Origin of the sequence: Pseudomonas sp. UBT, from assembly GCF_050915955.1 — a bacterium.
GTDB lineage: Bacteria > Pseudomonadota > Gammaproteobacteria > Pseudomonadales > Pseudomonadaceae > Aquipseudomonas > Aquipseudomonas antarctica_A.
Window position 1 is genome coordinate 966,181 of the sequence record NZ_CP168079.1, and the last position, 21,595, is coordinate 987,775.

Genomic DNA, 21,595 nt, shown 5'->3' on the forward strand with positions numbered 1-21,595 from the left:
AACGTGTAACAAGGGGGAAACACCATGTACCTGACACCTCAGCATATTTTGCTTGCCGGGGCCTCCGGGCTGACGGGCGAGCACCTGCTGGACCGCCTGCTCAATGAGCCCACGGTGACCCGCGTACTCGCGCCGAGCCGCAAACCACTGGCCGAACACCCACGCCTGGAAAACCCCGTGGGTGACCCGGCGGTGTTCCTGCCGCAACTGAGCGGCCAGGTGGACATCGCCTTCTGCTGCCTGGGCACGACCATCAAGCAGGCGGGTTCCGAAGCCGCCTTCAGCGCTGTCGACCTGGACATGGTGGTGGCCTTCGCCAAGCGCGCACGGGAAATGGGCGCACGGCACCTGATCGTCATCAGCGCCATTGGCGCCGACCCGAAATCCTCAATCTTCTACAACCGAGTCAAAGGCGAGATGGAACAGGCGTTGAGGGCGCAGGACTGGCCACAACTGACCATCGTGCGACCTTCATTACTGCTGGGCGAACGACTGGAACCGCGCTTGGCCGAGCAGGTGGTCGGGACATTGTCGCGCTTGATTCCGGGCAAGTATCACGGCATTGAAGTCTGCGAACTGGCCCGTGCCATGTGGCGCCTGGCGCTGGAAGAGCAGGACGGCGTGCGGGTGGTGGAGTCGGATGAGTTGCGTAAGCTCGGTAAATAACCGCGCGCTGCGCGTGCCGGCGTCATCGCAGGCAAGCCAGCTCGCGCATTTACAATGCGTTGTCCGGTGGGAGCCGGGCTTGCCCGCGATGGGGCCAGCACGAGCGCCCTCGGCTACAGACCGCCCGTTGCGTTAAACCCCACACCCAACACCGTCAACGCCGAGAGCGGCAACAGCAAGGTGTCGAGCACCGCACTGGCCGGCAGATCGACATGTGGATAGCTCGGTGCCTCAGCGCCAAAGCGATCTTTGGCGCAGCAGCCGCCGTTAATAGCATACAAATCCAGGCGCGTACCGGCATACACCACCGGTGCGCCAGGCTGCGCGGCATCCAGTGTGCGCGCCGTGGCGCAGCCCGTCAGTTGCAACGCCAACACCACCAGCAGCACCTTATTCATCACTGCTCAAATGGTGCTCGCCCCAACGCGGCAGCATGTCCTGAGGAATATTCAGCAGGTTGAGAATCCGCGCCACGACGAAGTCCACCAAGTCATCGATGGTCTGTGGCTGATGATAGAACCCGGGCGATGCCGGCAAAATGGTCACGCCCATGTTCGACAACTTGAGCATGTGCTCCAGGTGGATACTCGAATACGGCGCTTCGCGCGGCACCAGGATCAACTGGCGACGCTCCTTCAAGGTCACGTCCGCCGCACGCTCGATCAGGTTGTTGCAGGCACCGGTGGCAATCGCCGACAAGGTGCCGGTGGAACAGGGCACCACCACCATCGCCGCCGGTGCGCCCGAGCCGGAGGCCACTGGCGACATCCAGTCCTCTTTACCATAAACCTTGATCTGACCCGCCGCCGCACCGGTGTATTCGGTGAGGAACGCCTGCATCATCTGCACCTTGGGCGGCAGCGCAACATCGGTCTCGGTGGCCAGCACCAGTTGCGCGGCCTTGGAGATCAAAAAGTGCACCTCGCGGTCTTCGCGCACCAGGCAATCGAGCAAGCGCAGGCCGTAGGGCGCGCCGGAAGCACCGGTCATCGCCAGGGTGACGCGTTCCGGGCCACTCATTTCAATGCCTCGGCCAGCTTGCCGTGCAGGCCGCCGAAACCGCCGTTGCTCATGACCACCACATGGGTGCCGGGCCTGGCCTGATGCTTGACGTGTTCAATGATGCCCTCGATGGAATCGCAGACGGTTGATGGCACCGTGCAAAGCGCGGCGATGGCCGGCAGGTCCCAGCCGAGGTTGGCCGGTGCGTACCAGACCACCTGGTCGGCGTCATTGACGCTTTCCGGCAGGCCATCACGGTGTGCGCCAAGCTTCATGGAATTGGAACGCGGCTCGACAATCGCGATGATATTGGCCTCCCCGACACGCTTGCGCAGGCCATCCAGCGTGGTGGCAATCGCCGTCGGGTGGTGGGCAAAGTCGTCGTAGATGGTAATCCCATTCACGTCGGCGACTTTTTCCATACGCCGCTTCACGCTCTTGAACGCGCTCAACGCGGCGATGCCCATGGCAGGCACCACGCCCACGTGCCGCGCGGCTGCCAGGGTCACCAAGGCATTCGCGACGTTGTGCTGGCCGGTCATGCCCCACTCGACAATGCCCTGTGCTTCGCCTTCGAACAGCACTTCAAACCTGGAGCCGTCTTCGCTGAGCAACTTGACCTGCCACTGCCCGCCCGCACCGGTCGTTTGCACGGGGGTCCAGCAGCCCATCTCGATCACCCGCTGCAAGGCAGGCTCGGTGGTCGGATGGATGACCAGGCCTTCACTCGGGATGGTGCGCACCAAGTGGTGGAACTGGCGCTCGATGGCCGACAAATCGGGGAAGATGTCAGCGTGATCGAACTCGAGGTTGTTCAGGATCGCGGTGCGCGGGCGGTAATGGACGAACTTGGAGCGCTTGTCGAAGAAAGCGCTGTCGTATTCATCCGCCTCAATCACGAAAAACGGTGTATCGCCCAAACGCGCCGACACCGAGAAGTTTTGCGGCACACCGCCAATCAGAAAGCCCGGGCTCATGCCGGCGTGTTCCAGCACCCAGGCCAGCATGCTGCTGGTGGTTGTCTTGCCGTGAGTACCGGCCACCGCGAGCACCCAACGGCCTTGCAGTACATGGTCCGCCAGCCACTGGGGGCCGGAGACATAAGGCAAACCTTTATTCAGTACGTACTCGACCGCCGGGTTGCCACGCACCATGGCGTTGCCGATCACCACCAGGTCCGGGACCGGGTCGAATTGCGAAGGATCGTAGCCTTGGGTCAACTCAATACCCTGGGCTTGTAGTTGCGTGCTCATGGGCGGGTAAACGTTGGCATCGGAGCCGGTGACGTGATGGCCCAATTCTTTGGCCAGAACCGCCATCGAGCCCATGAATGTGCCGCAAATACCGAGAATATGAATATGCATGGTTGACCTCGTAAAACATCGAGGCAGGTTAGCGCAGGGAGGGGCAAATCGCACTATTTATAGGGCCTGTCGGCAGCGAGGCGCATCCCTGCACTTCGTTTGGTCGCATTCACGTCAGGCGATGGCCATGAATATCTGGCGTGGACAGGGTTGCGAGTGGCCTGACAGCAGCAGGCTTGCTGCCAAACCTGGAAAAGAACCTCGCAGCCCTGCCAGATTGATCATCACCCTCAGGCAGTACGGGTTGTCTTACCAGCGCCTATCGGGCTGCCTGCAGGTGAGAAGGCTGCTCGGGCGGAGTCGGACCCGATTCGTTCTCCTGAAACTCTCCGACCGTCTCAACAGGTCCAGAACCATCCTTTATAGAAGTACCCATGTCATAACGAAGATTACGCAACTCTTTCACCGTAATGGGCGTGAAGTCTTTCAACACAGGGCCATAGGGCTTCAGTGTCTGGGGATCTAAGGCGTACCAGTTGTTGCCTTGTTTCCCCGCAACGACGGGCGTGTTGCTACTCCTTTCACCTGGCCGCCGATAAGTGCCTTCGGCGATGCTCTGTTTGGAACCACCGTGAGGGATGCTCCAACCACGCCCAGAGATGCGAAGTTTATTCGCAAACGAGGACAAGGTGGCAGGGACCCCCGCATTCAAAGCAGTCTTGCCCAATTTGAATAAACCACTCCCCACATCATAAACAGCCCCTAACGGGTTTGCAGCCTTGAGCCCTGACTTGGCAGCCCCTTTGAGAAACGTCAAGGATGAACTTACCCCTTTGGCACCGACGCTAACCGCTTTGAAGCCGCCTTTAGCAGCAGGATTAAACAAACCGATAAAGTCAAAAACCCCGCTAACAGCGGCATCATGTTTATTGCCTTCGATTATATTTTTCACCAGGTCGTGAAAGGGAAGAAGGCTCAGGATGAAGTTATTGAAAATTTTTGCTCGAGCGCTGCTTTTTTCGGAGTCGCTCATGCCATTGGCCGCGTCTTTAAGCTGACCGACAGCATGTTTATAAAGATGACTTATCTGCCTGGCAAACATGCCGGACCTCTCCGATGAAGTATTCCTCGGCTTAAGCGTATGGGGCTCTTCCAGTTCGTTAGCACCGCCCGTACTCCAGATAGTTGTTAAGCCGTAACGCTCCGCCCCAACATTCAAACTGAAAAAAGGTGCACGGCGACTGGACTTTACACTCCACCCCTCAGGGACGCCAGGCAGAGGATCGCCCTCCTTGATGATCCCGCCTGACTGTGGCGAGTAAATATACTTAACCGTTTCACCTTTCAGTGCAGTGGTGATGAGAAACGCACCACTTCCGAACATCTGAAATAACTCATTACTCTCACTGTCTTTAGGAAAATCAGACGCTTCCACCTGGCTCAAATACCTCGTTTCTACACCCCCGAACTCAAATCGCTTCCGATCTTCATCCCGCAACTGCGATACGTGATACTGGAACATCTCACCTGCCGTCTTGCTGAAGCTGTCGGTGTACGCATCAAACTTCTCAAAGAAATCTTTCTTGATATCAGGCAGCGCTTTCATGCCTGGATGTAAAATCTCATTAGGAAAGGTTGAAATAGTAGAATTCCAGCTGGCGTCAAGTGTTCCAGACATATAAAGATTCAACAGAGAGTCTGTGAGTCTACTTATCCCCGATTGGCGGGTGAGTATTTGTTTTTCAAACAGGTGCGCGTGTTCTTCGCCGTATACCCGCGTTAATTCCGCCCGCGCCAACTCCCGGCGAGTCGGCAGTGAAGCCGTAATACCTTTCAGAGTCGCCGCCAGGCGATTGGCCTCTGCTTCCATGGCAGCCGTTACGCTCGCGATGGTTTCAGCGGAATAGCCCTCACTGTTTTGCTTGATAATGCCTTTAGCTATACCCCAGTCGACCACTGCCTGCACGGCAGCCGCTTTCGACTGATACTCTTGCTCCAGTGCAACGGGCTCCAGAGCCCCATGCTCCCTGATCTGATCATAGCGCTTGCCCGCCGACGATCCCGGGGTGCTCTGCTCGCGGCGAAATACTTCAGCGCTGAACATTACCCATTGCAGGGAGCCAAAAACCACTGATGGCGGCACATCCTTGACCAAAAACTCCGGAGCCGACATAGCCAGCAATTGGTAGGCAGCTACTTTCGCCATCTCGGGGCCGACGATACTTTCCATATGGGTTTCAAAACGCTTGACGATCTCAGCTGGCGTACGCCCCACGTTGTCTTGTTGCCGCAAGTTATACCCGGCTAAATGATCGCGCTCCACCCCCGCTGATGACCGGTTGGCTTCCAGCCCTAACGCCGTGAGCAGTGCTTCATGGCCACTGGTAGCGGTGGGCAATGCGCCAATCGCTTCCTGCAGCTGCTTACCCAATGCACGGGCTTGATGGGTGTCGATCAAGGCGTTGAGAAACGCTTCTGGATGGGTAGCGGCCAGCGCCCTCACAGACTCTGGAACTGCACGTTTCAAATACTCGAAAAGACTGGGGGCCTTACCCTCTGCGTCCAGCGGAACCTGAGTTTGAAGCGCCTTCCAGGCACTGACGGTTTCGACTATCTTTTCCTGAGCATCCTCGCCCAGTGGCACACTTTTAGTCAGCAACCCGCCACAATTACCTTCACGTGGCGCACTTAATGGCGGTGCAAACAATACGCGCTCCAAATTGGCAAGTGCTTCCAGTGTGGTTGGCACGTGCAAACCGTAAGCGGCCATCAATTGCTTGAGGTTCATCGTGACAGGCTGCGGCTGGTCTTCGCGCCAAAAGACAGAGTGCGGTGCGATCTCTACGACGATGGATTCCAGATCCGGCTTCGCGCCGGGCGCCTCAATCTGTTCTTTCAAAGCGGCGAGCAGGTTGTGCTGCGTTTCGGCTTCACCCGTTTTATTTAAAATTTCGGCAGGCACATGATGGTCGGGCAACGCTTTCGGACGTTGGCCATAAATAAATTGACGAACAACGTTTGAATCGACCGTGTTCGGAGTGTGTCCTGGCCAGTCACGTTGATAAACGTCACGGCGGCTCAAGGTGCCATAAGGCGCCAATTTTTTAGCGATGACCATCAAGTTATCAAACAACGCTTTACCGCCCGGAATATCATTGAGCTCAGGGGAATCTCTATTTATTTTATTGAGCCCGTCGTCAAACCAGATTTCAGCTTTGTTAGGTTCAATATGGGTAAACGCACCATACCCACCAAACATGTCCTCCAGTTGCTTGAACGCAGAAGAATGGGTCGCACACTTCAGTGCTTCAACCCAGCGGCCCAAGGTCGACTCGGGTGGAACCGTTACGCGCGATCCGGCTGAAGACTGCTTCAAAGAATCTTGCTCGACACGCGCATCGGCCGCCGCTCGGGCCGCCTCAGGGTCACCCGACGAAGTGTGCTCACTCATCGTCGACGGTGCACTGCCCACGTTACGGTTCAGTTGAGGAAAACCATTCTTTGGCAAGCCAAAGGGTGCAACATTTATAGTAGGCACAGTCATATTTTCATCTCTCTTTCAGGCATTCGATGAACGGCTCGCAAACGCACCTGAATCAACAGCACGCATCGCGAAAACTTTTTATAAGGCCAGCCACGTTTAAGGCTTACTTAATAAGCGCCAACCTTCAAAGTCAATCATTCGAACAGCCCAAACTGGCGAGCTATTTTAATTCCCTATACCCTGAGCGCAGACCCACTGACCAGAAAACCAACCAGACAGTGCTTGACATTGAAGAGCGGCTTCCCCGGCACTCGAACATTAAGTGGCCCACACCACCCAATAAGTTCCAGAACAACTAAGCCATGAGACAGTTATATCGATTGAATATAACTAACAACCCCATAGAGCCTACCTATTAACGGAAAACTGCTCTTTGAGAATAGTTCAACGGGTGAAGGCGGTCGTCCGGCGTATCCATTGCTGGCCATGTTGCAGGCTCATCGGATGCAGAGCGGGTTCGGTTACAGCGATCCGGCGTTGGAAGAAGCACCTTACGAGACCACGATCCTGCGCCAGCTTTCGGGGCTGCATCTGGATCGGATTCCCGATGAAACCACGACCCTCAACGTCCCGCGCCCACTGGAGAAACATGTGTTGGCGAGCGGGAGTTTGCAGGCCATCAATGGCTATCTGGGTGATCGTGGTTTGCTGCTGCGTCGCGACACGCTGGTCGATGCGACGATCAGTTACTGCACGGCGAGGAAACTTATGTGTGCGGGGATGCGCAGGTACGGGCCAAGGTTGAACATCCGTTTCGCATGATCAAGCGCCGGTTTGGCTATACGAAAGTGCGCTTTCGTGGCTTGTCGAAAAACATCGCTCAACAGACAACCTTGTTCGCTTTGTCGAATCTGTGGAGGGTGCCAAAACGGTTGATGGGTACAGGCGAGGTGCGTCTGTAATGCGGGCTGATCGCCTTGAAACAGCGCGACCAGAGGAAAGAATTATGAATTAAGGGCAAGAACGTTCTGTTGTTCGCCGGACCTTTGATTTTTAAGCCTCAAGTAGCGAGGGCATGAAAAATCGGTGGTTACTTCAGAACTTTCCTAAAGGCTGATCAACCGCCTCAGCCCCCTATGACTCAGGTTGGGCGGTGGACTCTTCGGCGAGCACAAGTAATGAGGAAAGACAGAAACAGGCAACGTCAGAATAATCAAAGTATTCACCCGCGCGAGGGTTGCTGTATGAAAACACGGTAAGCAGTTGCCCCTATTACGCGAGCAACTGCTTACGCAGTGGATCTGTCGGAACAACCCACTACAACGGGTACAACGCTGGCATTATCTATAGCTTGGCTTTGATAGCGTTCATCAGCCCGGTGATATATGCCATTCTGGATTCCATGCCAATAGCCCGGCTCTTGATATCATCTTCTTGCGCACCGGGTGTCGGGTCCTCAACTTTAACATTCAGCGCTTTCGCTTCTTTAGCAAATTCTACTTCAAGGAAGTCAAGCATCTCATCAAGATAGTCCATCCGCTCTTCATTTGTCTTGGCCAACCATTCCACGCTTGGTTTGACACCCTCCTCTGAGCGAAGGCCACCCAACGTATTGGCTAATAGGAATACGCCCTTCTGAGCATCATCGACCAGCCGCGACTCCATAACATGTTGCTCTGTGGCCGGAGTTTTCGGTGGATTGATTATGGGTTTAAGAAATTCAATAGCGACGTTGGCGGCGAGTGTCCCGGTAACTGTTAAGGGTACTGTGATCGCTGCCGTAATTCCGGCGACCTTGGCAATATTTCGCATTTCAAGCGGAAGTGCTCGATCCGCCTTCGCAGCTTTAGCCTTCACCACCGCCTTGGCGCTTTCTTCCAGGTTACTCTGCGAAAAAGGCTCCACCTCCTTTCCGTCTACTCGACCTGCCGTCGGCTGATCAAATAGCTTATCCCGGGCGTCAGCATCTTTTTGAGCTTGCCACTTCTTCCTGTTGGCTTCTCTGTGTTGAGCCACTTCCGGAGTAACTGGGGCCTCTGTATCAGGGGCATCCCCAGTCTGGCGATGACCCGTGGCTTGCCCCGGCCCGTCGAAACCCACTTTTTTATCAACAAAACCCTGATCAAAATTGTTATTGCTACCGTCTGCCGGCTTGGACCCTCCCGGGACTTCTACCTTAGGTGCTTCACCTGTCCTTATAGAACCAGGCGTTTCGGTCCTGGTGAATCCACCACTGAAAAACTCCCCAATCTTTGAGAATACTACCGGCCTTGCCGCTGCATTTGAAAACATCATAATGATCTACCTAATGATTGATGTGCATTAGAAAGCCATCCATTTCTTCCACTTACTGTGTAACAGATAGGCCGCAAGCAGTTCCAAGCTACAAAACAAATAGTTCAGCCCTATGACAAATACGCAATAATCCTGGAGAATACTTTCCAGGCGCGCAGGCACACTTTACCAGCCAGCCTGACACTAATCAGCCTGCTAAATTGCTCAAAGATGCACATCGCTTATAAAGCACTCACACTGATGCGGGGAGCGCTCGCCAATCCACCCGACTGAACATCATTACGTTTTATTCGACGGTGCCAGTGCGCTCAGCACACCAAATTGCGCTAACTGAGGACCAAACGGTGTATTCATGAGGGAACTGTACGCATACCAAGCCCCCTTTTTTAAGACAGCGACTATTGGCCTACGCACACCCTCTGATTCCACCTGATAGAAGCCCTTGACGACATCACCGTCCTTATAAGTCCTTGTCACTTCATAAGACCTATAGTTGCCTTTGAGTCGAGGAAGCACCTCATCTGCATGCTTGTACACCCTCTTTATATCTTTACTTACAGCCAGCACCCCCCGCTTAATATTTCTCGGAAGGTTAATAACATCGGTAACGCCCACCGAAGCGCCGAGACCCGCAAAAAAAGAGCGCTTGAGTACTTTGCCTGCTGACTTGCCCAGTTTCATCGCCTTGTTCGCGGCACTTGCCCCGGGAAGAAAGAACCCCAAAATATCAAACCCGATATTAAAAACTGCGCCCGCAACATTCCCCGATATTGCATCCTTAATACCGTCGTAGAAAGGAATAAGCGAAAGGAGAAAATCATTGACGGCATGAATACCTGCTGTATTTTTTTCAATCCTCGTTTCACCGACAGCCTTGGCTTTCAAATACCCATAATCTTTAGTGAAAAACTTACCCACCACGGTAGCCAGCGAACCGTTGCGTCGAGAAAAATAAGGAACTCGTCCTTCACCGGTGACCTCCGGCAAATCACGGTCCTGATGGGTGACATCAAATTTCGTAAAAACATTATACGTGCCGGGTACGCGAGCTTTGGAATCCGGGGAAAAATACTTGCTGTCGTCAAAATGTGACTGTTCTTCAGCCCCCCCCTTTTCCTTAACGATTTTTCCTAGGCCTGGGAAGTAACTATAGTACTCGACCTTACTATCAGCTCCCTCCACTTTCATCAGTACACCTTGCCCCCCTTCCAACTCTTTGAGTTCATGAGGGGTCGGCGTTCGTGGTCGGCGCCCGGGGTACAGTTGGCTGCTGTTCGTTTCTTCTGTACCCAAAAAAGGGCGAGACACGCTCATGAACGTGACATCCGCTTGGTTTATACGCTCTTGTTCGACTCTAGGCAGCAGAGAAACCTGGTACTTGAACTGGATAGCCCAGGCCGCCGCTTGAGTCTTTGTATAGTCTTCAAACGTTTCAGAAAATGTTTTATTGATGTCTGGATCAAGCTCGGAAAAGCGAGATTTAATCGTTGTCCAAGGTAACTCCTTTTCATTTAGCGGCGCCCACCATTCCAGATTAATGGGCGTCGTCATGTAGACTTCAAGTGGCGATACAAGGTACGTGTCATCCCGAGTACTTCTTAATGTTTTCTTCGTCGGGTCAACACCCGGGAACACCCGCTTGAATTCAGCCAGCGCCAACGCCTCCCGAGTGGGCGCTGGCTTCATCAGCTCAGCGCGTGCCCACGCCAATTCCTTTTTCTGCTTTTTTAACACCGTTAGTGATTGCTCAACGTCTTCGAACGCATACTGACCTTGGGGGTTGCTTTTAATCACCTGATTAGCGAGGCCCCACGCAATAAGCGAATCGGCTGACGCGGCAGCTAACTCGTCCCCACCGTCAAGAATACTAAGCTGCGCATCCGCATAGTTCATGACTTGACTGAGCGTCATGTTCCCTGAGGCGCCGGGCGCTTCTTGCTCTACCAGGGCAACCGCTATAGAAAAATCCGCCCAGGTATGAGACCCATAAACAAGTGCAGCAGGAATGCTTTTTACCAGGAGTTCAGGGGCGACGGCTGACAGTAATAGTTGCGCAGCAAGAGGCGCCGCTTCAACACCCACCTTAGTTTCAAGGTAAGCGGTAAAACGTTTGACGATTTCAGCAGCGGAGGCACCCACATTGTCGCTTTTATAGAGGTTATAGCCCGCCAAGTTGAAAGGTGATTTTCCTGGGTTAGGGTCAAGCTCTTGCAAAAGCGCCGCAGTCAAGGCCTCAGTTGCACCGGTCGGCGACGCTGCTGATTTGATTCTAGCTTGTATAGTTTTGCCCAACGCCTGCGCCTCGGGCGACCGAATGAGTTGGTCCAATGCTAATGAAGGGTTGTCCGCAATCACCTTCTTTGTAGACGTCGCAAGTGTGCTGATCAGGCCGCGTAACAAACTGCCTGCCCCAACCCCTGCCTGCGGATCAGGAGCCTGACTTGCATGCTTCAACTTCCACTGGTCCACCACCGCTTTCATCTTGCGTAATTCAGTTGTGTTCAGCAGCGCACCAATATGCCTGACGCCCCCAGCGTCAGCCCCAGGCACCCTGTGCGCAAGGTCAAAGGTCAGTGCGTTAGCCAGGCCATGCGCCTCCGTGCTGTTGACGGGTAGTTTATGCCCTTGCCTTTCGAGCAGTTGTGCAGCACTTATCTCCCGGCGCTGATCGGTAAGAAATAAACTTGAACGTCGGTCAATCGGGACCCTAACGTTATTCAGGTCGATCTTCCCTTCGGCATCGTCTACCGGGGACCTCAGTGCAGCGATAAGTGCATGACGGTTAGCGTCATCACCCTGCGCCTTGCCCTGCTCCGCTAATGCTTCTACCGATCGCTGCGACGCATGCCCCACAGGTGCAAACTCAAACGCGGCGCCATCTTTTAATTTCTTACGGTGCGAGGCAGCTTGCGAAGGGGAGAGATCGATAGGCTCTCCGTAAAATCGCCCCACCGTGTACAACGGCACCTTACCGTCCGGCCAGGGGTAATTGAACGCCTGCCCGGGCATTGGAGCGATCCCCCTGGCAATCGACAACAGCACGCGAGAAACATCTGACCAGCCCGAATCATCTTTTAGGGAAAACGTTTGCATCTTGCCATTTACAATGCCGGTCAACTCCCCGAGGAAGGGATCCAGTTTGAGGCTCCTGGTATCAAGCCCCTGTTCTTTCGCCCACGATAAAAATCCAGGGCTTTTGAAAGCACTGTCCAATGGGTTCCGCCAACGCCCGAGTGTGGACTCAGGGGTAACTTGAACGTCAGGCGGCGCTATTGAGGTGTGATAGGAGCGCGTCGCTAATGCGATCGCGTAGGGCTTCGCCAACTGAGCGTCAGCCATTGCACGCGCTTCGGGGGTGTCAGGCATTTGCGCGTGTGTGTTGCTGTGAACGACTGCATTATTGATGCTCACCCTGGCGGCAGCCGCAGGAGGTTCGCCTACCACGTTGCCTGATAAGGTAGGCGTGACTCTAACGCCTTCAAAATTTGTCATTTCCACACTCGCGCACGATTCAAATGAATAACTGTTCGTACGCTGAGTGGTGCAATGCCTTACAAATCATACAAAAAAAATTCGGAAAAATTTATCCAGATATTTCAGCTATAAACACTGCCCTCATCAGTGACTAATAGTCAGGTTTCATACGTGCTGCGGTAACAACGAGCAGATCACGCTTGTGGACACCGTTCGATTCCATGCTTGCGTAACTTCCGGTAAAGCGTATTCCGGCTCACTCCCAAACTCTCTGCTGTGTGGGACATGTGCCAATGTTGATGCTTCAGTGCGTTGAGCAACACTACGCGCTCTGCATCGTCCAGAGCGCCCCCCTGCCGGGGCTCGATAACCATCGCCGCTCGCGCCTGGCGAATGAGGGGCGGCAAATCGTCTAACCTGATTCGCCCGTTCTCGCACAAGGCCGCCAAGGTGCGAAGTACGTTGCGCAATTGCCGGACGTTGCCCGGCCAGGCGTAGTCGAGCAACGCGTGGTGCGCCTTCTCTTCAAGCAACACAACCTGCCCTGCTGCTTCTTCCGCCAGCAAAAACGCCAGTAATTGCGCTTTGTCGCTACGCTCACGCAAGGGCGGCACGGCAATTTCAAGACCGTTGAGACGATAGTAAAGATCTTCGCGGAAGCTACCATTGGCAACACGTGCTAACAGGTCACGATGGGTGGCGCTGATGATTCTGACGTCTACCGCCTGCGGCGCACCGCCGATGGGCACCACCACGCGATCTTCCAGCACCCTTAAAAGACGGGTTTGCAACGCGAAAGGCATGTCCCCAATCTCATCGAGAAACAGCGTGCCGCCGTCGGCTTGCTGTAATTTGCCGCGCATACCTTCTTTCAACGCGCCGGTAAAGCTGCCGCCGCGGTAACCGAACAACTCACTTTCAATCAGGTTTTCCGGGATGGCGGCACAGTTGAGAGCGACGAAGGCGTTGTCGGCACGCGAGCTGGCCTGATGCACGGCCTTGGCGAACGCCTCTTTACCGCAGCCGGTTTCGCCGTTGATCAGCAGCGGCACGTCGCGTTCGAACACCCTCAGCGCCTTGTTAAAATCACTCTGCAACGCAGGGTCACCCAGGCAGATACCCGGCAGGCGTGGCGCCTCGGGCTTGGGCAGCGACGCGGGCAAACTCCGCGCCTGCCCGCGCAGCGCGGCGAATAACTGCCGGCCATCCCGCGTACGCAACGGCCAGCTGGCCGTGGCATTGGCGCTGGCACGGCCGAGCAGTTGGTCCAGCGAACACTCGAAAAACGCCTCGACCGGCTGCCCCAACAAGCCGCCGCGAACCTGCCCCAACAGGTTCAGCGCGCTCTGGTTGACCGCACAGATCCGGCCTTCCCCATCAAATGCCAGCAACCCTTCGCTGAACAGCCCCACAGATTCTGCCTGCAGGTGAAAACGCAGCAGCCAGTGGTTCTCAAAATGACGCAGGAAGTAACAACTCTCGATCATCTTCGCCGACAGGTTCACCAGCGCCATGGTGTGGAACTGGCTCTGGCGCGACACCGCCTCACGCGCCGACGACACGTCCAGCACCGCCAGCAACTCACCCTGGGGATCGAACACCGGGCTTGCCGAACAGGTCAGCCCCGTATGGCGGCCACGAAAGTGCTCATCGCGGTGAATCGTCAGGGACTGGCGCTCGACCAGGCAGGTGCCGATGCCGTTGGTGCCTTCGCACGCCTCGCTCCAGTCCGCACCCAGCCACAGCCCGGCGCGCTCGAAAATCTTGCGCTCGGACGGCGCGGTGACGCAGTTGAGGATCACCCCGCGCGCATCGGTGAGCAGCACCGCATGGCCAGCGCCGGAGAGCTGTTGATGCAGGCTGTTCATCTCACTGCCGGCGATGCTCAGCACTTGTTGCAGGCGTTCGCGGCTTTCCAGCAGGCGGCCGTGCTCAAGCACGGTGGGGGCGATGCTCAGCGCGGGGTCGAGGTGATAATCCTCCAGGCAGCGCAGCCAGGAGCGGGCGATAGACGGGTCGCTGCCGGGGCCTTGGGCAAGGTCTTGCCCGCGGGTGACGGTCAGGACTTGCTGGGCATGGCGACTGAAATGATCGTTGTGCATGTTCTTATTATTCTCTCTGCGTGAGAACAGCCAGCATCCCCCAGCCATCCGACCATTGCAATCCCGGGCAGACCCACCGGTCACAGGCTGTACCGTTTATGGCACAAACTGTCACCCCGCCTGTACCACGACTGTCACAGCAACGCCTTGCGACAAACCCCAACCCCTTGATTTACCTGGCCTGCAAAGCAGTGGCCCAACCTTTGCTCTACGCTTTATCAAGCGCAACACCGCTGTACTCCAATAAACATAAAAGTCAGGAGATACCCACCATGCGTTATGCACATCCCGGTACTGAAGGCGCGATCGTTTCGTTCAAGGCCAAGTACGGTAACTACATCGGCGGCGAATTCGTTGCGCCGATGGATGGCAACTACTTCACCAACACCTCGCCGGTCAACGGCAAGCCCATCGCCGAATTCCCGCGTTCCACTGCCAAAGACATCGACAAAGCCCTCGACGCCGCCCATGCCGCCGCGGATGCCTGGGGCAAGACCTCGGCCCAGGACCGTTCGCTGGTGCTGCTGAAAATTGCCGACCGCATCGAACAGAACCTCGAACTGCTGGCCATCACCGAAACCTGGGACAACGGCAAGGCCGTGCGTGAAACCCTCAACGCCGACATCCCGCTGGCCGCCGACCACTTCCGCTACTTCGCCGGTTGCATCCGCGCCCAGGAAGGCACCAGCGCCGAGATCAACGAACTCACCGCCTCCTATCACTTCCACGAACCGCTGGGCGTGGTCGGCCAGATCATCCCGTGGAACTTCCCACTGCTGATGGCCGCATGGAAACTGGCGCCGGCCCTGGCCGCCGGTAACTGCGTGGTGCTCAAGCCGGCCGAGCAAACCCCGCTGGGCATCAACGTGTTGATGGAGCTGATCGGCGACCTGCTGCCGCCAGGCGTGCTGAACGTGGTGCACGGTTACGGCAAAGAAGCCGGCGAAGCCCTGGCCACCAGCAAACGCATCGCCAAAATCGCCTTCACCGGCTCGACCCCGGTGGGCTCGCACATCATGCACGCGGCGGCCGAGAACATTATTCCGTCCACCGTCGAGCTGGGCGGCAAGTCGCCGAACATCTTCTTCGCCGACATCATGAAAGCCGAACCTTCGTTCATCGAAAAGGCTGCCGAAGGCCTGGTGCTGGCGTTCTTCAACCAGGGCGAAGTGTGCACCTGCCCATCGCGCGCACTGGTGGAAGAGTCGATCTACGACGACTTCATGAAAGTGGTGATGAAAAAGGTCGAGCAGATCAAACGCGGCGACCCGCTGGACACCGACACCATGGTCGGTGCCCAGGCGTCCGAGCAGCAATTCGACAAGATCCTCTCCTACCTGGAAATCGCCAAGGGCGAAGGCGCGCAACTGCTGACCGGCGGCAAGGTCGAGAAGCTCAGCGGCGACATGGCCGGTGGTTATTACATCCAGCCGACCCTGCTCAAGGGCACCAACGAAATGCGCGTGTTCCAGGAAGAAATCTTTGGCCCGGTGGTGAGCATCACCACGTTCAAGGACGAAGCCGAAGCCCTGGCGATCGCCAACGACACCGAGTTCGGCCTGGGCGCCGGCGTGTGGACCCGCGACATCAACCGCGCCTACCGCATGGGCCGTGCGATCAAGGCGGGCCGCGTGTGGACTAACTGCTACCACCTGTACCCGGCGCATGCCGCGTTTGGCGGTTACAAGAAGTCCGGCGTGGGCCGTGAGACGCACAAGATGATGTTGGACCACTACCAGCAGACCAAAAACTTGCTGGTGAGCTACGACATTAATCCGTTGGGCTTCTTCTAACTAAACCCTGTAACAGGCGCCCAGTTCTCAACTTGAAATGCAATCAAGTGTGGGAGATGGCTTGCCTGCGATGCAGGCACCTCGGTGTGTCAGGCACAGCGAGGTGATGCTATCGCAGGCAAGCCAGCTCCCACACAAGCCTGCTCCCCTATTGAATCTCCACATGTCCTTGCAACTCGCATTCGGCACAAAGATGCCGAATTAGAACAATAACAATGGAAGGTACTTCCTCATGCCTAGCGAACATACTGGCTCTTCCGTCGACTTCGAAAAAGTCGGCAGCGACTACTTCCAACAACGCGAACTTAAAAAAGGCGCCGCCGGCTGGGTGCTGTTAGTCGGCCTTGGCGTTGCCTATGTTATCTCCGGCGACTATGCCGGCTGGAACTTCGGCCTGGCCCAGGGTGGCTGGGGCGGCATGTTCCTCGCCACCTTGCTCATGGCCACCATGTACCTGTGCATGTGCTTTTCCCTGGCTGAACTGTCTTCGATGATCCCCACCGCCGGCGGCGGCTACGGTTTTGCCCGCAGCGCTTTTGGCCCTTGGGGCGGGTTCCTCACGGGCACCGCCATCCTGATCGAATACGCCATCGCCCCCGCCGCCATCGCGGTGTTTATCGGTGCTTATTGCGAGTCGCTGTTCGGCATTGGCGGCTGGATGATTTACCTGGCGTTCTACATCATCTTTATCGGCATCCACATCTTTGGTGTGGGCGAAGCCTTGAAGTTGATGTTTGTGATTACCGCCGTCGCCGCGATTGCCTTGGGTGTGTTCCTGGTGTCAATGGTGCCGCACTTCAACGTCGCCAACTTGCTGGATATCCCGGTGACCGAGGCCAAGGGCGCCAGCACGTTCCTGCCGTTCGGCTACGTCGGTGTGTGGGCGGCGATTCCCTATGCAATCTGGTTTTTCCTTGCAGTCGAAGGCGTGCCATTGGCCGCTGAAGAAACCAAAAACCCTAAACGCGACCTGCCACGCGGCCTGATTGGCGCCATTGTGGTGCTGACCAGTTTTGCCCTGCTGATTCTGGTGATTGCACCGGGTGGCGCGGGGACTTACGCGCTGATCAAATCAGGCAACCCGCTGGTTGAAGCACTGGCACTCTCCTACGGCGGTTCAACCTGGATGGGCGGCTTCGTCAACCTGGTCGGCCTGGCGGGATTGATCGCGAGCTTTTTCTCGATTATCTACGCCTATTCGCGGCAGATCTTCGCCTTGTCCCGTGCCGGTTACCTGCCGCGCAAACTGTCCCAAACCAACAAAAGCAAAGCGCCAGTGCTCGCGTTGGTGATCCCCGGCATCATCGGTTTTGGCTTGTCGCTGACCGGCCAGGGTGACTTGCTGATCCTGGTGGCGGTGTTTGGCGCAACCATTTCCTACGTGCTGATGATGGCCGCGCACATCACGTTGCGCATCCGTCGCCCCAAAATGGACCGTCCGTACCGCACACCGGGCGGCATTTTCACTTCCGGCGTGGCGCTGGTGCTGGCGTGCGTGGCCGTGGTGGCGGGCTTTCTGGTGGATCCACGGGTGGTGATTGGCGCTGCGATCATCTATGGAGTATTAATTGCTTACTTTGCTTTCTACAGCCGGCATCACTTGGTAGCAGGCACGCCGGAAGAGGAATTCGCGGCGATCCAGGCCGCAGAGGCCGCCTTGCACTAACTGCCGTAAACCTCGACGCGGGCGCTTTACTCACAGCCTGCCCGCGTCGCCAAGGAGACACTGTATGGCAAGCTTTTCCCACGCGGTGGGTGCTCAAACCTACCGCTTTGACAGCCTCAAGGACGTGATGGCCAAGGCCAGCCCCGCACGTTCCGGAGACTTCCTGGCCGGTGTGGCCGCGCAGAACGACGGCGAGCGGGTGGCCGCGCAGATGGCGCTGGCGAACATTGCGTTGAAACACTTCCTGGAAGAAGCGCTGATCCCCTACGAAAGCGACGAAGTCACGCGGCTGATCATCGACACCCACGATAAACAGGCGTTTAGCGTGGTCAGCCACCTGACCGTCGGCGGCCTGCGTGACTGGCTGCTCAGTGACGCGGCCGACGAACAAAGCCTACGCGCCCTGGCGCCCGGGCTGACACCGGAAATGGCCGCCGCCGTCTCCAAGATCATGCGCGTGCAGGACCTGGTATTGGTCGCGCAGAAGATCCGCGTGGTCACTCAGTTTCGCGGCACCATGGGCCTGCGCGGGCGCCTGTCGACCCGCCTGCAACCCAACCATCCTACGGACGAACCGGCGGGCATCGCCGCGAGCATTCTCGACGGCCTGCTCTACGGCAACGGCGACGCCATGATCGGCATCAACCCGGCCACCGACAGCATCGCCTCGATCTGCGCCATGCTGGAGATGCTCGACGCGATCATCCAGCGCTACGAAATCCCGACCCAGGCCTGCGTGCTGACCCACGTCACCACCTCCATCGAAGCCATCAACCGTGGCGTGCCGCTGGACCTGGTGTTTCAGTCGATTGCCGGCACCGAGGCCGCCAACGCCAGTTTCGGCATCAGCCTGAGCGTGCTGCAGGAAGGTTACGAGGCGGGCTTGAGCCTGAATCGCGGCACCTTGGGCCAGAACCTGATGTATTTCGAAACCGGACAGGGAAGCGCCTTGTCGGCCAACGCGCACTTTGGCGTTGACCAGCAAACCTGCGAAACCCGTGCCTACGCCGTGGCGCGGCATTTCAAACCGTTCCTGGTGAACACCGTCGTAGGGTTTATCGGCCCCGAGTACCTGTACAACGGCAAGCAGATTATCCGCGCCGGCCTCGAAGACCACTTCTGCGGCAAGCTGCTCGGCGTGCCGATGGGGTGCGACATTTGCTACACCAACCACGCCGAAGCCGACCAGGACGACATGGACACCCTGCTGACCCTGCTGGGCGTGGCCGGGATCAACTTCATCATGGGCATCCCCGGCTCCGACGACATCATGCTCAACTACCAGACCACCTCGTTCCACGACGCCCTGTACGCCCGTCAAACATTGGGTTTAAAGCCGGCACCGGAATTTGAACAGTGGCTGGCGAAAATGGGCATCTTCACGCAAGCCGACGGCAAAGTGCACTTCGGCAACAGCCTGCCACCGGCGTTTCGCCACGCCTTGAAGCAATTGGGATGAAGGAGCCGCCCGTGCAAGTAGAACTGCCTGATAATCCGTGGCTGGAACTGCGCCGCCTGACCCCGGCGCGCATTGCCCTGGGCCGCACCGGCACCAGCATCCCCACCAGCGCGCAGCTGGACTTCCAGTTCGCCCACGCCCAGGCGCGCGACGCGGTGCACCTGCCCTTCGACGCTGCGGGCCTGAGCAGCCAAATGGCCGAACGCGGGCGTGAGAGCCTGTTGCTGCACAGCGCTGCGGTTGACCGCCATATGTACCTGCAACGCCCGGACCTGGGGCGGCGCTTGAGCGATGAGTCGGCGCAACGCCTGCGCGACTACGCCGCTGCCAACCCTGGCGGCGTAGACCTGGCGATCGTGGTGGCCGATGGCCTGTCGGCACTGGCTGTGCATAAACATACGTTGCCGTTTCTTACACGCATGGAGGAACAGACCCACGCCGAAGGCTGGTCCTTGTCGCCCGTGATTCTGGTGGAACAAGGCCGTGTGGCGGTCGCCGATGAAGTCGCCCAGTTACTCGGCGCCAAGATGGTGGTGATCCTGATCGGCGAACGCCCGGGGCTCAGTTCGCCGGACAGCCTGGGCCTGTATTTCACCTATAACCCCAAGGTCGGCCTGACCGACGCCTATCGCAACTGCATCTCCAATGTGCGCCTTGAGGGGTTGAGCTACGGCATGGCCGCGCATCGCCTGCTGTACTTGATGAAAGAGGCGTGTCGTCGGCAGCTGTCGGGGGTCAATCTCAAGGACGAGGCGCAGGTTATGACCCTCGAATCCGATGATCCCGACCTGATGAAAGGCAATTTCCTACTCAGCCCACCGGATGACCAATAGCAGCGCGATTGCACTTTTTTTCACCATTAGGCAGCATCCAGTCACGGCCGCTTGTGTGGTCATACCCCTTTGGAAGTTGAGGCCTGGCATGCGGATTACTCAAGCGACCCTGGAACACCTGGACCTGTTGACGCCACTGTTCGTCAAATACCGCGAGTTCTACGGGGCTTTGCCCTTCCCGGACTCGTCGCGGGCCTTTCTGGAAAAGCGCCTGCGCCGAAAGGAGTCGGTGATCTACCTGGCGCTGGCCGATGACGACGACAAGCGACTGCTTGGGTTTTGCCAGCTGTACCCGAGCTTTTCGTCGCTGTCGCTGAAACGGGTATGGATCCTCAACGACATCTACGTGGCTGAAGACGCCCGCCGGCAGTTGGTGGCGGATAACCTGATGCGCACGGCGAAAAAAATGGCCAAGGAAACCCATGCGGTGCGGCTGCGGGTGTCGACCAGCAGTAACAATGACGTGGCGCAGAAGACTTACGAGTCGATCGGGTTTCGTGAGGACACGGAGTTCAAGAACTACGTGTTGCCGATCAGCGAAGACTGAGAGAACGCAGCTGATCCCTTGTGGGAGCTGGCTTGCCTGCGATAGCGGTGGGCCAGCCAGCACTGTGTTGACTGACACTCTGCTATCGCAGGCAAGCCAGCTCCCACATTTAGACCTGAGTCATCTTTAAGAGCGAGCATGCCCGGAATACCCACGACATCCCCCGCTACAAAACCAACACGCTTTTCACCTCTCAATCCGTATAATGCCGACCCTTCAAGGTCGTAAGAAATACGGCATACACTTGTAGCCTTACTTACCCGTAGCCCCCGCACTGGCCTGCTGAGCCGGGCCATTCACACAGGTGCCATCCATGGATTTCAACCCGCTCGACCTGATCCTGCATCTCGACGTGTACCTCGACATGCTGGTGAGAAACTACGGAGTGTGGATCTACGCCATTCTGTTCCTGGTCATTTTTTGCGAAACCGGGCTGGTGGTCATGCCCTTCCTGCCGGGTGATTCCTTGCTGTTCATCGCCGGCGCTGTCGCAGCAGGCGGCGGCATGGACCCGATATTGCTGGGCGGCTTGCTGATGCTGGCGGCGATCCTCGGCGACAGCACCAACTACGTCATTGGGCGAACGGCCGGGGAACGCTTGTTCAGCAACCCGAACTCGAAAATCTTCCGCCGCGACTACCTGCAAAAAACCCACGACTTCTACGACAAGCACGGCGGCAAAACCGTGACCCTGGCGCGCTTCCTGCCGATCCTGCGCACCTTTGCGCCGTTCGTCGCCGGTATCGCCAAAATGCCCTATCCGCGCTTCTTCGGCTTCAGCGTGTTCGGCACCATCCTGTGGGTCGGCGGCCTGGTAACCCTGGGCTACTTCTTCGGCAACGTGCCGTTTATCAAGAAAAACCTGTCGCTGTTGGTGGTGTTCATCATCCTGCTGTCGCTGGTGCCGATGATCATTGGCGTATTCCGCAGCCGCTTTGGCCGCAACTCCTCCGAAGCCAAGCCGCAGTAA

Annotated in this window: 14 protein-coding genes and 1 pseudogene; 8 read left to right on the forward strand and 7 right to left on the reverse strand. The window is 57.1% G+C overall.

All coding sequences use genetic code 11. The features are described 5' to 3' along the window. Positions 1 to 24 precede the first annotated feature (24 nt). Positions 25 to 666, forward strand: a complete 642-nt coding sequence (locus ACDZ94_RS04500) for an oxidoreductase (protein WP_064454293.1) — start codon at positions 25 to 27, stop codon at positions 664 to 666. A gap of 113 nt (positions 667 to 779) precedes the next feature. Here the strand turns inward: ACDZ94_RS04500 and ACDZ94_RS04505 are convergent, their stop codons facing one another. The 4 genes from ACDZ94_RS04505 to ACDZ94_RS04520 all read right to left on the reverse strand — a co-directional run bounded on the left by ACDZ94_RS04505 (position 780) and on the right by ACDZ94_RS04520 (position 6,516). Continuing rightward, positions 780 to 1,064 (reverse strand): YceK/YidQ family lipoprotein, encoded by a 285-nt coding sequence (locus ACDZ94_RS04505; protein ID WP_064454294.1) that lies wholly within the window; start codon positions 1,062 to 1,064, stop codon positions 780 to 782. Further along, a complete protein-coding gene (ubiX, locus tag ACDZ94_RS04510; protein ID WP_003219402.1) occupies positions 1,057 to 1,686 on the reverse strand; it encodes a flavin prenyltransferase UbiX in 630 nt (209 codons plus the stop codon). The genes ACDZ94_RS04505 and ubiX overlap by 8 nt, the downstream gene beginning before the upstream one ends. Continuing rightward, positions 1,683 to 3,032, reverse strand: coding sequence for a UDP-N-acetylmuramate:L-alanyl-gamma-D-glutamyl-meso-diaminopimelate ligase (gene mpl / locus ACDZ94_RS04515; protein WP_262666336.1), 1,350 nt, complete (start codon positions 3,030 to 3,032; stop codon positions 1,683 to 1,685). Before mpl ends, ubiX begins: the two co-directional genes overlap by 4 nt. Before the next feature lie 259 nt (positions 3,033 to 3,291). Next, positions 3,292 to 6,516, reverse strand: a complete 3,225-nt coding sequence (locus ACDZ94_RS04520) for a hypothetical protein (protein ID WP_432751135.1) — start codon at positions 6,514 to 6,516, stop codon at positions 3,292 to 3,294. 390 nt (positions 6,517 to 6,906) lie between these two features. On the opposite strand from ACDZ94_RS04520, the pseudogene ACDZ94_RS04525 reads away from it, so the two are divergent. Beyond that, positions 6,907 to 7,418, forward strand: a pseudogene (locus ACDZ94_RS04525) (transposase); the annotation flags it as partial. A 382-nt stretch (positions 7,419 to 7,800) separates the two neighbouring features. Here the strand turns inward: ACDZ94_RS04525 and ACDZ94_RS04530 are convergent. The 3 genes from ACDZ94_RS04530 to ACDZ94_RS04540 form a co-directional block, all read right to left on the reverse strand. Further along, on the reverse strand, positions 7,801 to 8,751 hold the full coding sequence (locus ACDZ94_RS04530; protein WP_432751136.1) for a hypothetical protein: 951 nt from the start codon (positions 8,749 to 8,751) through the stop codon (positions 7,801 to 7,803). A gap of 279 nt (positions 8,752 to 9,030) precedes the next feature. Next, positions 9,031 to 12,243: a hypothetical protein gene (locus ACDZ94_RS04535; protein WP_432751137.1), complete on the reverse strand. Its 3,213-nt coding sequence runs from the start codon at positions 12,241 to 12,243 to the stop codon at positions 9,031 to 9,033. A 176-nt stretch (positions 12,244 to 12,419) separates the two neighbouring features. Continuing rightward, a complete protein-coding gene (locus ACDZ94_RS04540; RefSeq protein ID WP_432751138.1) occupies positions 12,420 to 14,327 on the reverse strand; it encodes a sigma-54-dependent Fis family transcriptional regulator in 1,908 nt (635 codons plus the stop codon). Positions 14,328 to 14,599: 272 nt separating this feature from the next. Here ACDZ94_RS04540 and exaC point away from each other — a divergent pair, with 272 nt between their 5' ends. The 6 genes from exaC to ACDZ94_RS04570 all read left to right on the forward strand — a co-directional run bounded on the left by exaC (position 14,600) and on the right by ACDZ94_RS04570 (position 21,595). Continuing rightward, complete coding sequence (exaC, locus tag ACDZ94_RS04545) at positions 14,600 to 16,120, forward strand: acetaldehyde dehydrogenase ExaC (protein WP_432751139.1); 1,521 nt, start codon at positions 14,600 to 14,602, stop codon at positions 16,118 to 16,120. 232 nt (positions 16,121 to 16,352) lie between these two features. Next, on the forward strand, positions 16,353 to 17,786 hold the full coding sequence (gene eat / locus ACDZ94_RS04550; protein WP_432751140.1) for an ethanolamine permease: 1,434 nt from the start codon (positions 16,353 to 16,355) through the stop codon (positions 17,784 to 17,786). 64 nt (positions 17,787 to 17,850) lie between these two features. Then, positions 17,851 to 19,245 (forward strand): ethanolamine ammonia-lyase subunit EutB, encoded by a 1,395-nt coding sequence (locus ACDZ94_RS04555; protein ID WP_064454302.1) that lies wholly within the window; start codon positions 17,851 to 17,853, stop codon positions 19,243 to 19,245. Next, positions 19,242 to 20,078: an ethanolamine ammonia-lyase subunit EutC gene (gene eutC, locus ACDZ94_RS04560; protein ID WP_262666341.1), complete on the forward strand. Its 837-nt coding sequence runs from the start codon at positions 19,242 to 19,244 to the stop codon at positions 20,076 to 20,078. Before ACDZ94_RS04555 ends, eutC begins: the two co-directional genes overlap by 4 nt. Positions 20,079 to 20,166: 88 nt before the next feature. Then, positions 20,167 to 20,625 (forward strand): GNAT family N-acetyltransferase, encoded by a 459-nt coding sequence (locus ACDZ94_RS04565; RefSeq protein WP_053258200.1) that lies wholly within the window; start codon positions 20,167 to 20,169, stop codon positions 20,623 to 20,625. A gap of 313 nt (positions 20,626 to 20,938) precedes the next feature. Then, positions 20,939 to 21,595: a DedA family protein gene (locus ACDZ94_RS04570; RefSeq protein ID WP_064454304.1), complete on the forward strand. Its 657-nt coding sequence runs from the start codon at positions 20,939 to 20,941 to the stop codon at positions 21,593 to 21,595.

Coding starts and splice junctions, on each gene's coding strand:
- ACDZ94_RS04500 (WP_064454293.1), top strand. CDS start 25: ATGTACCTGACACCTCAGCATATTTTGCTTGCCGGGGCCTCCGGGCTG.
- ACDZ94_RS04505 (WP_064454294.1), bottom strand. CDS start 1,064: ATGAATAAGGTGCTGCTGGTGGTGTTGGCGTTGCAACTGACGGGCTGC.
- ubiX (WP_003219402.1), bottom strand. CDS start 1,686: ATGAGTGGCCCGGAACGCGTCACCCTGGCGATGACCGGTGCTTCCGGC.
- mpl (WP_262666336.1), bottom strand. CDS start 3,032: ATGCATATTCATATTCTCGGTATTTGCGGCACATTCATGGGCTCGATG.
- ACDZ94_RS04520 (WP_432751135.1), bottom strand. CDS start 6,516: ATGACTGTGCCTACTATAAATGTTGCACCCTTTGGCTTGCCAAAGAAT.
- ACDZ94_RS04530 (WP_432751136.1), bottom strand. CDS start 8,751: ATGATGTTTTCAAATGCAGCGGCAAGGCCGGTAGTATTCTCAAAGATT.
- ACDZ94_RS04535 (WP_432751137.1), bottom strand. CDS start 12,243: ATGACAAATTTTGAAGGCGTTAGAGTCACGCCTACCTTATCAGGCAAC.
- ACDZ94_RS04540 (WP_432751138.1), bottom strand. CDS start 14,327: ATGCACAACGATCATTTCAGTCGCCATGCCCAGCAAGTCCTGACCGTC.
- exaC (WP_432751139.1), top strand. CDS start 14,600: ATGCGTTATGCACATCCCGGTACTGAAGGCGCGATCGTTTCGTTCAAG.
- eat (WP_432751140.1), top strand. CDS start 16,353: ATGCCTAGCGAACATACTGGCTCTTCCGTCGACTTCGAAAAAGTCGGC.
- ACDZ94_RS04555 (WP_064454302.1), top strand. CDS start 17,851: ATGGCAAGCTTTTCCCACGCGGTGGGTGCTCAAACCTACCGCTTTGAC.
- eutC (WP_262666341.1), top strand. CDS start 19,242: ATGAAGGAGCCGCCCGTGCAAGTAGAACTGCCTGATAATCCGTGGCTG.
- ACDZ94_RS04565 (WP_053258200.1), top strand. CDS start 20,167: ATGCGGATTACTCAAGCGACCCTGGAACACCTGGACCTGTTGACGCCA.
- ACDZ94_RS04570 (WP_064454304.1), top strand. CDS start 20,939: ATGGATTTCAACCCGCTCGACCTGATCCTGCATCTCGACGTGTACCTC.